Here is a 14709-nt window from a genome sequence, read left to right as displayed (position 1 = left end):
CCGTCCCGGAGGGCGCCTGCCGGGACCGCACCCGCCGTGCGGCCCCCGCGGGGACTACTCGGCGGGCTCGGCGGCCGCGGAGGCGGCCTTCTTCGCCGTGGTCGTGGCCTTGGCGGCGGTCTTCTTGGCGGTCGTCTTGGCCGCCGCGGTCTTCTTCGCCGCGGTGGTCTTGGCGGCCGTCTTCTTCGCCGCCGTCTTTGTCGCGGTCGCCTTCTTCGCCGGGGCCTTCTTGGCCGCCGTCTTCTTCACCGTCTTCTTGGCGGGGGCCTTGGCCCGCTTCTCGGCGAGCAGCTCGTAGCCGCGCTCGGGCGTGATCGTCTCGACGTCGTCGTCACGGCGCAGTGTGGCGTTGGTCTCGCCGTCGGTGACGTACGGGCCGAAGCGGCCGTCCTTGACGACGACGGGGCGCTCGCTGACCGGGTCGGTGCCCAGTTCCTTCAGCGGGGGCTTGGCCGCCGCGCGGCCGCGCACCTTCGGCTGGGCGTAGATCGCCAGGGCCTGGTCGAGGGTGATCGTGAAGAGCTGGTCCTCGGTCTCCAGGGAGCGCGAGTCGGTGCCCTTCTTCAGGTACGGGCCGTAGCGGCCGTTCTGCGCGGTGATCTCGACGCCCTCGGCGTCGGCGCCGACGACGCGCGGCAGCGACATCAGCTTGAGCGCGTCCTCCAGCGTCACCGTGTCGAGGGACATCGTCTTGAAGAGGGAGGCGGTGCGCGGTTTGACCGCGTTCTTGCCGGTCTTCGGGGTGCCCTCGGGCAGGATCTCGGTGACGTACGGCCCGTAGCGGCCGTCCTTGGCCACGATCTGGCGGCCGGTCTCCGGGTCGGCGCCCAGCTCGAAGTCGCCGCTGGGCTTGGCCAGCAGCTCCTCGGCGAGCTCGACGGTCAGCTCGTCCGGCGGCATGTCGTCGGGTACGTCGGCACGCTGCCCGGTCTCGCCCTCGGTCTCGGCGGCCTTCTCCACGTACGGGCCGTAGCGGCCGACGCGCAGCACGATGCCGTTGCCGACGGGGAACGAGGAGACCTCGCGGGCGTCGATGGCGCCGAGGTCCTCGACGAGTTCCTTCAGGCCGCCGAGGTGGTCGCCGTCGCCGTTGCCCGCGTCCGCGGCACCGCCGACGGGGGTGTCGCCCTCGCCGAAGTAGAAGCGGCGCAGCCACGGCACCGCCTGTGCCTCGCCGCGGGCGATGCGGTCGAGGTCGTCCTCCATCCGCGCGGTGAAGTCGTAGTCGACGAGCCGGCCGAAGTGCTTCTCCAGCAGGCCGACGACGGCGAAGGAGAGGAAGGACGGCACCAGGGCCGTGCCCTTCTTGAAGACGTAGCCGCGGTCGAGGATGGTGCCGATGATCGAGGCGTACGTCGACGGACGTCCGATCTCGCGCTCTTCCAGCTCCTTGACCAGCGAGGCCTCGGTGTAGCGGGCGGGCGGCTTGGTGGCGTGGCCGTCGGCGGTGACGTCCCGCGCGGTGAGGGCGTCGCCCTCGGTGACGGCAGGCAGCCGGCGCTCGCTGCTGTCGAGCTCGGCGTTGGGGTCGTCGGCGCCCTCGACGTAGGCCTTCATGAAGCCGTGGAAGGTGATGATCTTGCCGGAGGCGGAGAACTCGGCGTCCCGGCCGTCGGCGGCGCGACCGCCGACCTTGACGGTGACGGACTGGCCGACCGCGTCCTTCATCTGGGAGGCGACGGTGCGCATCCAGATCAGCTCGTACAGGCGGTACTGGTCGCCGGTCAGGCCGGTCTCGGCCGGGGTGCGGAAACGATCACCCGAGGGGCGGATCGCCTCGTGCGCCTCCTGGGCGTTCTTGACCTTGCCCGCGTAGACGCGGGGCTTGTCCGGCAGGTAGTCGGCGCCGTAGAGCTGGGTGACCTGGGCCCGGGCGGCGGTGATCGCGGTCTCCGACAGCGTGGTGGAGTCCGTACGCATGTAGGTGATGAAGCCGTTCTCGTACAGCTTCTGGGCGACCTGCATGGTGGCCTTGGCGCCGAAGCCGAGCTTGCGGCTGGCCTCCTGCTGCAGGGTCGTGGTGCGGAAGGGCGCGTACGGCGAGCGGCGGTACGGCTTGGACTCGACCGAACGGACCGAGAAGGCGGCGCCCTCCAGGGCAGCGGCGAGCGCGCGGGCGGCGGCCTCGTCCAGGTGGAGGACGTTGGCACCGTCCCTGAGCTGCCCGTTCGCGCCGAAGTCACGACCCTGCGCGACCCGCTTGCCGTCGACGGCGCTGAGCTTGGCGCCGAAGGTGCCCGGGTCGGTGGCGTCACCGGCCCGGCCGGTGGCGAAGGTCCCGGACAGGTCCCAGTACTCGGCGGAGCGGAAGGCGATGCGCTCACGCTCGCGCTGGACGACGAGCCGGGTGGCGACGGACTGGACACGGCCGGCCGACAGGCGCGGCATGACCTTCTTCCACAGGACCGGCGAGACCTCGTAGCCGTAGAGGCGGTCGAGGATGCGGCGGGTCTCCTGGGCGTCGACGAGGGGCTGGTTCAGCTCGCGCGGGTTGCGGACGGCTTCCTGGATGGCGTCCTTGGTGATCTCGTGGAAGACCATCCGGCGGACCGGGACCTTGGGCTTGAGGACCTCCTGCAGGTGCCAGGCGATGGCCTCGCCCTCGCGGTCCTCATCGGTGGCGAGCAGGAGCTCGTCGGACTCCTTGAGCAGGTCCTTCAGCTTCTTGACCTGGGCCTTCTTGTCCGCGTTGACGACGTAGATCGGCTGGAACTCGCTGTCGACGTTGACGCCGAGCCGCGCCCACGGCTGGCCCTTGTACTCCGCCGGCACTTCGGCGGCCCCGTTCGGGAGGTCGCGGATGTGCCCGACGCTGGCCTCGACGACATAGCCGGGGCCGAGGTAGCCCTTGATCGTCTTCGCCTTGGCAGGCGACTCGACGATCACGAGTCGGCGGCCGCTGCCCTGTGCGGTCTCGCGGGTCGGGGACAACTTCGCTCTTCTCTCCGGGTCGAAGGTGGTCTCGCTGCGGAGTGTGACCGTACATCCCGGTCCCGTGTCAAACGGGAAAAGTCCGCAACGCCACTCGAACGGTAACCCGACAACCGTCCTGTCTGCCGCACGGACTGCCGTCCATGTCCGATTTGCCCAGCTCAGAGGATCAGGAACAGCCAGACCCCGACAAGAAGCGAAACAACCCCGAAGAAACCTGCCACTGCGGCGGACGCCGGGCCCCCTCCCTGGACCACCGGCAGGTGCCGCAGCGACCGGGTGACGGTCCAGGCCAGGAGGGCTGCCCCGAATACCGCGAACACCGTCCCGGCGAAGATCCCTGGCACGGTTTCCATGTACATGTCCCCCAGGTCCCTCTCGTGCCCCACGACCGACGCCCCCGCAGCCACGGAGAGTGGCACGCCGGGGCGACGACCGGAAGAACCCACGGTGAACTCCGCCCGAAACGGCGTGGCCGGATCCTTTCGCTCCCGCCCGGTTCCACCGGGCCCGGCCGTGGCCCCTCCCCGCTCGCCGTCCCCCCTTCCCCCATGCCGCCCTCCTCGCCCCTGACCGCCTTGACTTGCCTGACAAGATGTCCGGATACACCGAACGTTCTCTCAGGGGGAGTCCCGCGATGTCCGATCCGAACAACCCGTACGGCCAGCCCGCGCCGGACGGTTACGGCTACCCGCAACAGCCCCCGCCCGGCCCCGGCGGCTACGGCCAGCAGCCCGGCTACGGCTACCCGCAGCAGGGTTACCCCCAGCAGGGATACCCGCAGGGCGCCTACACCGGCGACCCCAACGCCCCGTACGGCTACGACATGTACGGCCGCCCGCTGTCGGACAAGTCCAAGGTCGTGGCCGGCGTGCTGCAGCTGCTGGTGGGCGGCCTGGGCATCGGGCGCTTCTACGTGGGCGACATCGGCATCGGCATCGCGCAGCTCCTCACCTGCGGCGGCTTCGGCATCTGGGCGCTGATCGACGGCATCCTCTTCCTGACGAGCAACGACCGCACCGACTCCCAGGGCCGGATCCTGCGCAGCTGAGGATGATGACCTCCGTGACCTGGAACCGCCTCAGGGCCGTGGCCGGACGACCGGCCACGGCCCCCGTGGCGTCGCTCGTCGCGGGCGCGGCGGGCGCCGCCTACCTGTGGGGCACCGACCCGCACCAGGAGGGGCACTGGCTGCCCCGATGCCCCTTCAACTTCCTGACGGGGCTGCTCTGTCCCGCCTGCGGCGCGACCCGCATGGTCTACGACCTGATGCACGGCGACCTGTCGGCCGCCTTCCACGACAACGCGCTGCTGCTCCTGGCGAGCCCCTTTCCCCTTTATCTGTACGCGCGGTGGGTGACGGAGGGGCTGCGCGGCCGTTCCTACCGCCCCACGCTCGGACGACGTGCGCAGATGGCGGTCCTGGGGATCGCCGTGGCCTGGGCCGTCGTACGCAACGCGGTTTGACAACGCGGTGATCACAGTTCCGTGACGGCTGTTCATCATCGGGACGGATGTCAATCATCTGATGTAAATATGTGGCCATCCGAGGCGGGGGGCCGGATCCTGAAGAAGCGTGCGCTCCTGCCTGTTCGTCCCCATTCGCGCAAGGAGCGACCTTCATGGCCACGCCCACCACTGACGCCCCGCACGGCTACGACGCGGCCGGCCGTCCGCTGTCCGACAAGTCGAAGATCACCGCTGGTCTTCTGCAGCTCTTCCTGGGCGGTCTGGGCATCGGGCGCTTCTACACCGGCCACACCGGCATGGCCATCGCCCAGCTCCTGACCTGCGGTGGCCTCGGCTTCTGGGCCCTGATCGACGCGATCCTCTTCTTCACCAGCAAGGACCGCACGGACTCCAAGGGCCGCGTCCTGCAGGGCTGATCCCCGCGACGCACCCCGGCGGCCCGCCTCCGCTCTCCGCTGCGGAGGCGGGCCGCCGCGTTCCCGCTCACACCGGCTCGATGAAGCCCTGTTCCACCAGCAGCCGGATCGCTTCCGGCGTACGGTCCCGCAGCACCACCGGGTCCTCGCCCAGCAACTGGGCAATGGCGTCCAGGATCCGACCGGCCGTCAGCGTCCCGTCGCAGACGCCCGCGAAGCCCGCGCCGACCGTGTCCACCCTCGTCGCGCGCCGCATGCCGCGGTTCGCCCGCAGGACGACGTGCTCCGGGTCCTCGGCGCCTGGCAGGCCCACCTGCTCCTGCACCACCTCGTCCGCCAGCCTGAAGCGCTCGTCGAGCAGCGCCGCGTCGTCGTGGGCCCGCAGGAAGTCCTGGCGGCCGAACCAGGCCGCGATGTGCGGCCCGAGCGGCTGCTCGACCGGGTGCGGCCACTCCTCGGCGGTGACGACGGGACGGTCGGAGCCGCTCCTGCGCACGGTGATCCAGCCGAAGCCCACGGCCTTGGTCTTGCGCTGCTCGAAGGCGTCCAGCCACGCGTCGTAGCGGGCGGCGTACGCCTCGGGCCCGGCCAGGTGGTCACCGCCGTCGCGCAGCCACAGCTCCGCGTACTGCGTGACGTCCTGCACCTCGCGCTGCACGATCCACGCGTCGCAGCCCGCGGGTACCCAGGCGCCGACACGGTCGCGCCAGTCCTCGCCCTCGGCGTGCTCCCAGTTGGCGAGCAGTTGCAGGTGCCCGCCCTCGGTGAGGTGGTCGGCGGCCTGCCGGACGACGGTCCGGCACAGGTCGTCGCCGGCCATGCCGCCGTCGCGGTAGGTGAAGCGGCTGCCCGGGGAGATGACGAACGGCGGGTTGGACACGATCAGGTCGTAGCGCTCGTCGCCGACCGGCTCGAAGAGGCTGCCCTGCCGGACGTCCGGCTCGGGCGCGCCCGACAGGGCGAGGGTGAGCCGCGTGAAGTGCAGGGCGCGGGGGTTGAGGTCGGTCGCGGTGACCCGGGTGGCGTGCCGGGAGGCGTGCAGCGCTTGGACGCCGGAGCCGCTGCCGAGGTCCAGCGCCCGGGCCACGGGCGTGCGGACGGTGATCCCGGCGAGCGTGGTCGACGCACCGCCGACGCCGAGCACCAGGTCCGCGCGGTCCACGCCGGGCGTCGTGCGGATGCCGTTGGCGCCGCCCACCGCGCAGCCGAGGTCGGAGACGATGTACCAGTCCTCGCCGCCGTCGCCCCCGTAGGGGCGGACGTCCACGGTGGCGCGCACCTCGTCGCCGTCCCGGACGAGCCAGCCGTCCTCGAGGGCCGCGTCGAGGGGCAGCACGTCGCGCAGTCGGGCGTACGGGACTGGCTGCTGCAGCAGGAAGAGCCGCACCAGGCTCTCCAGCGGGCTGCCGCCGCGGGTGGCGCGCAGGGCGGGTACGGTCTCCGCCCGCGAGAGCGCGGCGTAGGCGGTCGCCCCGAGCAGGTCGAGGCAGCCGTCGGCCGTGAAGGCCGCGGCGCGCAGCGCGTCGCGGAGGCGGTCGGCGCGGTCGGGGGCGGGCAGGGGCTGCGGGGGCGGCTGCGTACTCACGCTGCCATTGTCACCCGCGACGGGGCGCCCGGCGGGCCCCACCCGCCCTCGGACGGTCAGGACTTCGAGGGCTTCGCGCCGGAGTCCTGGCAGCCGGGCTGCTTCGCCATGGCCCGGCCCACCTCGCCCTGGCGCAGCGTGTCGAGCGCCTGCTCGCCGCTCTTGCTGACCTTGGCCAGGTTGTCGGAGACGCCCTTCAGCCCGTCGGCGAACTTCGCCTGGTCGGAGACGGGCAGCGCGTCGACCTGCTTGCGCAGGTTCGCGTAGGCGGTGGACAGCGAGTTGAGGTCGTTGACCGCGTCCTGCTTGAGCTTGGTGCCGTCGTCGACCGGCGGGTCGCCGGCCTTGCCGACGATCCCGGCGAGCGCCTTGTAGGCCTCCGAGATCTGCCCGAACGCCGTGGAGTCGGCACTCCGGACGTCCTGCGGCTTGGCGTTGCTCGGGGTGTTGCTGATGTGGGTGTTCGCGTCGTTGATCTTCTTGACCTGGGCGGACGCCTGGTCACAGACCGTCTTCGCCCAGGCGTCGAGCTTTTCGTTACCGCCGTCGCCGCATCCCGACAGCGACCCCGTCGCGAGGATCACAGCCGTGACGGACAGCGCAGCCGCGAGTTTGGTGTTCACGGCCCCGGAACCTACACGGCTCCTGTCCGCGGGCCACATCGCTTCCACTCGATGCGCCCACTATTGCCCCTTATGAACCAAGAAGAGGGTGATGCATCTGACGTGCCCGCAGGCGGCGGGCGCCACCCCGGAGGATGACGCCCGCCGCCGTACCGAGATGAGCTCTCACTACGTCAGACCGTGGCCGTCGCGTTCGGGTCGGCTGATCGCTTCGTGGTCTCGGTGTCGTCGTGGCCGGCGTCGGCGCCCTCGTCGTCCCCGACCGCGATGCCGCGACGCTTGGAGATGTAGACGGCACCCACGATGACCACCAGGGACACCGCGGCGACGCCGATCCGCACGCCGAGGTTGGCCTCGTCGCCGTAGGAGAACTGGACCACCGCAGGGGCGACCAGCAGCGCCACCAGGTTCATGACCTTCAGCAGCGGGTTGATGGCCGGGCCCGCGGTGTCCTTGAACGGGTCGCCCACGGTGTCGCCGATGACGGTCGCGGCGTGGGCCTCGCTGCCCTTGCCGCCGTAATGACCGTCCTCGACGAGCTTCTTGGCGTTGTCCCAGGCACCACCGGAGTTGGCGAGGAAGACCGCCATGAGCGTGCCCGCGCCGATGGCTCCGGCGAGGTAGGAGCCCAGCGCTCCGATGCCGAGGGAGAAGCCGACGGCGATGGGGGCGAGCACGGCGAGCAGACCGGGGGTGGCCAGCTCGCGCAGCGCGTCCTTGGTGCAGATGTCCACGACGCGCCCGTACTCGGGCTTCTCGGTGTAGTCCATGATCCCGGGGTGCTCGCGGAACTGCCGGCGCACCTCGAAGACCACCGCACCCGCCGACCGGGAGACGGCGTTGATGGCCAGTCCGGAGAAGAGGAAGACGACGGCCGCGCCGAGCAGCAGGCCGAACAGGTTGTTCGGCTGGGAGATGTCCAGGTCCAGCCACCTGAGGTCGGCGGCGGAGATGTTCGCCTCCCGCACCGCGGTGTCGACGGCCTCCTTGAAGGACCCGAACAGCGCGGTCGCCGCGAGCACGGCGGTCGCGATGGCGATGCCCTTGGTGATCGCCTTGGTGGTGTTGCCGACCGCGTCGAGGTCGGTGAGCACCTGGGCGCCCTCGCCGTGGACGTCGCCGGACATCTCGGCGATGCCCTGGGCGTTGTCGGAGACCGGGCCGAAGGTGTCCATGGCCACGATCACGCCGACGGTGGTGAGCAGACCGGTGCCGGCCAGCGCCACGGCGAACAGGGCGAGCCAGATCGAGGCACCGCCGAGCAGGAAGGCGCCGTACACCGAGAGGCCGATGAGGACGGCCGAGTACACCGCGGACTCCAGGCCGACGGAGATGCCGGACAGGACGACGGTGGCGGGCCCGGTCAGCGACGTCTTGCCGATGTCCCGCACCGGGCGCCGGCTGGTCTCGGTGAAGTACCCGGTGAGCTGCTGGATGAGCGCCGCCAGCACGATGCCGATGGCGACCGCGACCAGCGCGAGGATGCGCGGGTCACCGCCGTGTGAGGCGATGTCGCCGGGCACGTTGGCCAGCTCCGCGTACGTCGAGGGCAGGTACGCGAACGCCGCGACGGCCACCATCGCCAGCGAGATCACCGCGGAGATGAAGAAGCCGCGGTTGATGGCGGTCATGCCGCTGCGGTCCTTGCGGCGGGGGGCCACCGCGAAGATGCCGACCATGGCGGTGAGCACGCCGATCGCAGGGATCAGCAGCGGGAAGGCCAGGCCGGAGTCGCCGAAGGCGACCTTGCCGAGGATGAGCGCGGCCACCAGGGTGACGGCGTACGACTCGAACAGGTCGGCCGCCATGCCGGCGCAGTCGCCGACGTTGTCGCCGACGTTGTCCGCGATGGTGGCGGCGTTGCGCGGGTCGTCCTCCGGGATGCCCTTCTCGACCTTGCCGACCAGGTCGGCACCGACGTCCGCGGCCTTGGTGAAGATGCCGCCGCCGACACGCATGAACATGGCCAGCAGCGCGGCGCCGAAGCCGAAGCCCTCCAGCACCTTGGGCGCGTCGGCCTTGTAGACCAGCACGACGACGGAGGCGCCCAGCAGCCCCAGGCCCACGGTGAACATGCCGACCACGCCGCCGGTGCGGAAGGCGATCTTCATCGCGCGGTGCGAGACGGTCGTCAGGTCCGCCGGGGGTTCACCCGGCGCCGGGGTCGCGGCTCGTGCGGCTGCGGCCACGCGGACGTTGCTGCGCACCGCCAGCCACATGCCGATGTAGCCGGTGACCGCCGAGAAGCCGGCGCCCACCAGGAAGAACACGCTTCGGCCGATGCGCTGCGACGTGGTGTCCGCGGGCAGCAGCATGAGCAGGAAGAACGCGACGACCGCGAAGACTCCCAGAGTGCGGAACTGCCGTGCGAGGTAGGCGTTTGCACCTTCCTGCACGGCAGCCGCGATCTTCTTCATGCTGTCGGTGCCCTCGTCGGCACTGAGCACTTGACGTACCAGCACCACGGCGAGCACCAGGGCGGCCAGTGCCACCACCACGATGACGAGCACGAGATTGCGGTTGCCGTCGGTCAGTACGGGTGATGCGGCAAGCGGTTGGGCGATGTCCTGCAGGTGAGGGGTAAGTGGCCCCGCCATTCGTCCTCCTTGACGTTTGGCACGTGGGCGCGCGGCTCCGGCGACATAGCAGCCACGACGCTCAGGCTTGTGAGCTGAGCAAAGATGGACGGATTGTAGGGAGCCGAACTAGATCAAAACAGGGCGCAGGAAACGAAATTCGCCGCCGCCGGGGATATAGCAAAGGAGATCGCCCGCAGATATCACCGGAAAAGGTGAACAGTCACCGTGTAAGTGGATCAACCACCGGGTGAATCCGCGCACGCCGAGCTGACCTGCGGCAGAAGCGCGCAGGCAGCTCGGCAGGAGTGCGTGAAGGGGGGCTGGGCGGCTAGGAGAGCGCGGCCGGGTTCAGCGGCCAGCTCATCCGGATGACATCGCCGTACTCTCCCGAGAAGACCTCGACGTCGTCGACGAGGCCGCTGATGACGGCCAGACCCATCTGGCCCTCGTCCTCCGCCTCGGAGGAGTCGGACGAGGAGGGCGAGCCGTCGGGAAGCGGCTCGGAGTGCTCGGCGGGGCTGTCACCACGCGCCGAGGGCACACTGGCGGCGTCGGCGGGGCGTTCGTCCGCCTCGGGGGACTTCTCGCCGACCTCGATGGAGAACTTCTTCTCCTCCTCGGTCAGCACCACCCGCACCGGACGGTCCGCACCACTGCTGCGGTACAGCCCGACGGCCCGGCTGCACGCCTCACCGACGGCGAGCCGGACCTCGTCGAGGACAGCCTCGTCCACCCCTGCCCTGCGGGCTACCGCAGCCGCCACCAGTCGTGCGGTGCGGACGTGCTCCGGCAGTGCGCTGAAGAGCAGTTCTACGGTGGGCATGGCCTCCCCCTCGTGCCTGTGGGCGGGCAACACAGGGGCCCGGGCGTCGGCGTCGCCCGGAGCCCCTCGGTCCGGCGCCGAACGTCAGTCGGTCGCCGCGACGGCCTCGTCGACCGAGGTGTGGATGGGGAACACCTTGGTCAGGCCGGTGATACGGAAAATCTTGAGAATGCGCTCCTGGTTGCACACCAGGCGCAGCGAGCCTTCATGCGCGCGAACCCGCTTGAGCCCGCCGACCAGCACGCCCAGCCCCGTCGAGTCCAGGAAGTCCACGCCTTCCATGTCCACGACCAGGTGGTAGCTACCGTCGTTCACGAGTTCCACCAGCTGCTCGCGCAGCTTGGGTGCGGTGTACACATCAATCTCGCCGCCGACCTCGACGACCGTACGGTCGCCGACGGTTCGAGTCGACAGGGACAGGTCCACGGATCCTCCAGCACCTTGCATCGAGCGGTCGCCCCCCATGGATCGGCAGCCGCGATGGCATTCAATCACTTACCAGCGGGCATGCACGACGCCTTACGGCGATTGTCCGTCATGCCAGTGACACACTGAGTGCCGATGGCTCAGGATCATCTTCCGCAGTCGGCGCACGGCCGCACCTCCCCCGTCGCGCTCCTGGAGCGGCTTGCCACGGGGGCGGGCAGGGCCGCGCGCATCACCCATACGGAGCACTTGCCCCCACGGGCGGGTCGCCATGCCGATTGGCCTGATCAGATCCGCCCGGAGGTGATCGACGCGGTCCGCGCGTCCGGCATCGAGCGGCCGTGGGAGCACCAGGCACAGGTGGCCGCCCACGCCCTCGCCGGCACCTCCGCGGTGGTCGCCACGGGGACGGCCTCCGGCAAGTCCCTGGCGTACCTCGTGCCGGTCCTCAGCGCCCTCGTGGAGGGCTCCGAGGCGCCGAACGGCCGGGGCGCCACCGCGCTCTACCTGGCGCCCACCAAGGCACTGGCGGCCGACCAGCGGCGTGCCGTGGCCGAACTCGCCGCCCCGCTGGGCAAGGCGGTGCGCGCGGCGGTCTACGACGGCGACACGCCGTTCGAGGAGCGCGAGTGGGTCCGCCAGTACGCGACCTACGTGCTCACCAACCCCGACATGCTCCATCTGGGTGTCCTCCCGGGCCATTCCCGGTGGTCCTCCTTCCTCCGGCAGCTGCGCTACGTCGTGATCGACGAGTGCCACACCTACCGGGGCGTCTTCGGCTCGCACGTCGCCCAGGTCATACGCAGGCTGCGGCGTGTCTGCGCCCGCTACGGGGCGGATCCCGTCTTCCTCCTCGCCTCCGCGACCGCCGCCGACCCCGGCGCCACGGCCACCCGGCTGACGGGCGTGCCCGTCGCCGAGGTCACCGAGGACGCCTCACCGCGCGGCGAGGTCGCCTTCGCCCTGTGGGAGCCCCCGCTCACCGAGCTCAGCGGGGAGCACGGCGCCCCGGTGCGCCGCACGGCCACCGCCGAGGCCGCCGACCTGCTGACGGACCTGGTGCTCGACGGCACCCGCACGGTCGCCTTCGTGCGCTCCCGGCGGGCCGCCGAGCTGATCGCCGTCATCGCCCAGGAACGCCTCGCCGAGATCGACCGCCGGCTGACCCGCCGGGTCGCCGCCTACCGGGGCGGTTACCTGCCCCAGGAGCGCCGGGCCATCGAGCGGGACCTGCACACCGGGCGGCTCCTCGGACTGGCCTCCACGACGGCCCTGGAGCTGGGTGTGGACGTCTCCGGGCTCGACGCCGTGCTCCTGGCCGGGTACCCGGGCACGAGGGCCTCCCTGTGGCAGCAGGCAGGTCGTGCGGGACGCTCGGGTCAGGGGGCGCTGGCGGTGCTGATCGCCCGCGACGACCCGCTGGACACCTACCTCGTGCACCACCCGGACGCGCTCTTCCGCCGCCCGGTCGAGTCGACCGTGCTGGACCCGGACAACCCCTACGTCCTCGCCCCGCACCTGTGCGCCGCCGCGGCAGAGCTGCCGCTGGGCGAGGAGGACCTGGAGCTCTTCGGGCCCGAGACCGCCGCGCTGCTGCCCCAGCTGGAGCGCCGCGGACTGCTGCGGCGCCGCACCGGCGGCTGGTACTGGACGCGGCGGGAGCGGGCCGCCGACCTCACCGACATCCGCGGCGAGGGCGGCAAGCCCGTCCAGGTCGTCGAGGCGGGGACCGGGCGCCTGCTCGGCACCGTCGACGCGGGCGCCGCGCACACCACCGTCCACGAGGGCGCGGTCCACCTGCACCAGGGCCGCACCTATCTCGTCCGGCACCTGGACCTGGAGGACTCCGTCGCGCTGGTGGAGCGGGCCGACCCGCCGTACTCGACGATGGCCCGCGACACCACGGCGATCTCCGTCCTCGACGAGGACCTGGTGGAGGAGTGGGGCGAGGCCCGCCTCCACTTCGGCTCCGTCGAGGTCACCCATCAGGTCGTCTCCTTCCTCCGTCGACGGCTGATCACCAACGAGGTGCTGGGCGAGACCAAGCTGGACCTGCCGCCCCGCACCCTGCGCACCCGTGCCGTGTGGTGGACGGTCACCGACGATCAGCTCGACGCGGCGGATATCCACCCCGAGGAGCTGCCCGGCGCCCTCCACGCCGCCGAGCACGCCTCCATCGGCCTCCTCCCGCTCTTCGCCACCTGCGACCGCTGGGACATCGGCGGGGTCTCCGTGCCGCTCCACCAGGACACCGGACTGCCGACCGTCTTCGTGTACGACGGCCATCCCGGTGGCGCCGGCTTCGCGGAGCGGGCCTTCCGCACCGCCCGCAGCTGGCTCACCGCCACCCGCGAGGCGATCGCCTCCTGCGAGTGCGAGTTCGGCTGCCCCTCCTGCGTGCAGTCGCCCAAGTGCGGCAACGGCAACGACCCGCTGGACAAGCAGGCCGCGGTACGCCTGCTCGACGTGCTCCTCGCGACGGAGGGCCCGTCGGAGCCCGTCCCCGCCGTACCGGCGCCCGCCCCGGATCCGGAGTCCTGAGGCCCGGCCCGGGAGCGGACCCGGGCGGGCCCGACCGCGGCCGTGACGTCGGCGATCTCACCGCTGACGGCACAGCGGACCAGCCGGGCGTGCTGGGCGGCCGCCACCCGTCCGGCCACGGCGCAGGCTTCCGCGCCTCCGCGCAGGGCGTGGTCCGCGGCGGCGAGCGCCGCGAGGTCCGCGGCGGCCCCCGCGCGGTGCCGTGCCGCGACGGCGGCGCCGAAGGCCAGCACGGCGCAGGCGGCCAGCGCCAGCAGCGCTCCCAGGAGGGCCGTCCAGACCGTCGCGGAGCCCCGGTCGCTCGCTCGCCGGCGGCTCACGGCCCCTCCCCCGTTCCCTCCACGGCGGCGACCGCCTCACCGTGGAGGGTGAGGGACAGGGAGCGGGCCTCGACCGTGACCCGGACCAGGTCTCCGCCCCGGCGGACCGAGACGGCGGCCCCGGCGGGAGCCGCCGTGCGGGCCGTCCGCAGCACCGCGCCGTCCGGCTCCTCGCGGGCCGCCGCACGGGCTCCGGCCCGTGCGGCGTCGACGCAGCGGATCTGCGCGGCCGCCGCGGCCAGCCCCCACAGCAGCAGCGCCGTGAGGAACACCAGCGACGGGATGACCACCGCCGCCTCCGCCGTGACATAGCCGGCGTCACGGCGGCGCTCAGAACGCCACATCGAGGGCCCGCTTGATGAGCCCGCTGAGCGCGGAGCTGACCGCGCCCGAGGTGACCACCTTGTAGAGCACGGCCGCGAAACCGCAGGCCGCCAGCGTGCCCACGGCGTACTCGGCCGTGGTCATCCCGCCCTCGCCGGTGCGGCACCGGCGGCTCAGCTTCCTCAGACAACGCATGACTCGCATGGGATCCCCCTTCAGATCGTCGTGCCGGCGAGGATCGCCCCCGCCAGTCCCATCACCACCGGCGCGACCCCCACGAGGAGGAAGGCCGGCAGGAAGCACAGCCCCAGCGGGGCGGTGATCAGCACTCCGGCGCGGCGGGCCCGCGCCGCCCCGAAACGGGCGTGCTCGGCGCGGCAGCCGGCGGCGAGCCGCGCGATCTCCTCGACCGGCGGCACTCCCGTCGTGGTGGCGCGCTCCATGCACCGGGCGAGCTCCCGGCAGCCGAGCCGGTCCAGCCGGCCCCAGCACTGCACGGGGTCGCCACCCAGGCGGAGCTCGGCGGCGGCGCGGGTGAGCGCCTCGCCGAGCGGCCCTCCCAGCGACGGCCCGACGGCCTCGGCCGCCTCGCGGGGCCCGGCTCCGGCCGCGACACAGGCGGCCATCAGATCCGCCGCCAGTGGCAGCTGCCGCGCGGCCCGGGCCTGGTC

14 protein-coding genes and 1 pseudogene are annotated in these 14709 nt (G+C 71.9%); 4 read left to right on the top strand and 11 right to left on the bottom strand.

Annotated elements, in window-relative coordinates; genetic code table 11:
- Positions 1 to 54 precede the first annotated feature (54 nt).
- Together topA and PV410_RS42935 are read right to left on the bottom strand one after the other, a co-directional pair.
- A complete protein-coding gene (topA, locus tag PV410_RS42940; protein ID WP_500332115.1) occupies positions 55 to 2931 on the bottom strand; it encodes a type I DNA topoisomerase in 2877 nt (958 codons plus the stop codon).
- A 161-nt stretch (positions 2932 to 3092) separates the two neighbouring features.
- On the bottom strand, positions 3093 to 3293 hold the full coding sequence (locus tag PV410_RS42935) for a hypothetical protein (RefSeq protein WP_500332114.1): 201 nt from the start codon (positions 3291 to 3293) through the stop codon (positions 3093 to 3095).
- 275 nt (positions 3294 to 3568) lie between these two features.
- Between PV410_RS42935 and PV410_RS42930 the strand changes: the two genes are divergently transcribed.
- From PV410_RS42930 to PV410_RS42920, 3 genes are all read left to right on the top strand, one after another.
- The gene (locus tag PV410_RS42930) at positions 3569 to 3982 is read left to right on the top strand and encodes a TM2 domain-containing protein (RefSeq protein WP_500332113.1); all 414 of its coding nucleotides are present in this window, start codon (positions 3569 to 3571) and stop codon (positions 3980 to 3982) included.
- A gap of 5 nt (positions 3983 to 3987) precedes the next feature.
- The gene (locus PV410_RS42925; RefSeq protein ID WP_499513079.1) at positions 3988 to 4398 is read left to right on the top strand and encodes a DUF2752 domain-containing protein; all 411 of its coding nucleotides are present in this window, start codon (positions 3988 to 3990) and stop codon (positions 4396 to 4398) included.
- 155 nt (positions 4399 to 4553) lie between these two features.
- Entirely contained in the window at positions 4554 to 4817 is a 264-nt protein-coding gene (locus tag PV410_RS42920; protein ID WP_499513078.1) for a TM2 domain-containing protein, read from the top strand.
- Positions 4818 to 4884: 67 nt separating this feature from the next.
- Here PV410_RS42920 and PV410_RS42915 read toward each other — a convergent pair whose 3' ends face one another.
- The 5 genes from PV410_RS42915 to bldG all read right to left on the bottom strand — a co-directional run bounded on the left by PV410_RS42915 (position 4885) and on the right by bldG (position 10853).
- Entirely contained in the window at positions 4885 to 6402 is a 1518-nt protein-coding gene (locus PV410_RS42915; protein ID WP_500332112.1) for a DUF7059 domain-containing protein, read from the bottom strand.
- A gap of 56 nt (positions 6403 to 6458) precedes the next feature.
- Positions 6459 to 7025 carry a small secreted protein gene (locus tag PV410_RS42910; protein ID WP_499513076.1) on the bottom strand — a complete coding sequence of 189 codons (567 nt, stop codon included), beginning with the start codon at positions 7023 to 7025 and terminating at the stop codon, positions 6459 to 6461.
- 173 nt (positions 7026 to 7198) lie between these two features.
- Positions 7199 to 9622, bottom strand: a complete 2424-nt coding sequence (locus PV410_RS42905) for a sodium-translocating pyrophosphatase (RefSeq protein WP_500332111.1) — start codon at positions 9620 to 9622, stop codon at positions 7199 to 7201.
- A 310-nt stretch (positions 9623 to 9932) separates the two neighbouring features.
- Positions 9933 to 10427, bottom strand: coding sequence for an ATP-binding protein (locus PV410_RS42900; protein ID WP_499513074.1), 495 nt, complete (start codon positions 10425 to 10427; stop codon positions 9933 to 9935).
- 84 nt (positions 10428 to 10511) lie between these two features.
- Positions 10512 to 10853 carry an anti-sigma factor antagonist BldG gene (gene bldG / locus PV410_RS42895; RefSeq protein WP_018562186.1) on the bottom strand — a complete coding sequence of 114 codons (342 nt, stop codon included), beginning with the start codon at positions 10851 to 10853 and terminating at the stop codon, positions 10512 to 10514.
- A 135-nt stretch (positions 10854 to 10988) separates the two neighbouring features.
- On the opposite strand from bldG, the gene PV410_RS42890 reads away from it, so the two are divergent.
- Positions 10989 to 13394 carry a DEAD/DEAH box helicase gene (locus PV410_RS42890; protein ID WP_500332110.1) on the top strand — a complete coding sequence of 802 codons (2406 nt, stop codon included), beginning with the start codon at positions 10989 to 10991 and terminating at the stop codon, positions 13392 to 13394.
- Between the two features lie 35 nt (positions 13395 to 13429).
- Here the strand turns inward: PV410_RS42890 and PV410_RS42885 are convergent.
- From PV410_RS42885 to PV410_RS42870, 4 genes and pseudogenes are all read right to left on the bottom strand, one after another.
- A pseudogene (locus PV410_RS42885) lies at positions 13430 to 13714 on the bottom strand (Rv3654c family TadE-like protein); the annotation flags it as partial.
- Positions 13711 to 14058 carry a TadE family type IV pilus minor pilin gene (locus PV410_RS42880; RefSeq protein WP_500332109.1) on the bottom strand — a complete coding sequence of 116 codons (348 nt, stop codon included), beginning with the start codon at positions 14056 to 14058 and terminating at the stop codon, positions 13711 to 13713. The pseudogene PV410_RS42885 and the gene PV410_RS42880, both read right to left, overlap by 4 nt.
- The gene (locus PV410_RS42875; RefSeq protein ID WP_499513071.1) at positions 14045 to 14233 is read right to left on the bottom strand and encodes a DUF4244 domain-containing protein; all 189 of its coding nucleotides are present in this window, start codon (positions 14231 to 14233) and stop codon (positions 14045 to 14047) included. The genes PV410_RS42880 and PV410_RS42875 overlap by 14 nt, the downstream gene beginning before the upstream one ends.
- Positions 14234 to 14253: 20 nt before the next feature.
- On the bottom strand, positions 14254 to 14709 hold a 456-nt coding region (locus tag PV410_RS42870; RefSeq protein WP_500332108.1), incomplete at its 5' end, for a type II secretion system F family protein.

It is taken from the genome of Streptomyces sp. PA03-5A (assembly GCF_033792725.1).
Classification (GTDB): Bacteria; Actinomycetota; Actinomycetes; order Streptomycetales; family Streptomycetaceae; genus Actinacidiphila.
This window is presented reverse-complemented; position numbering and strand designations above follow the sequence as displayed.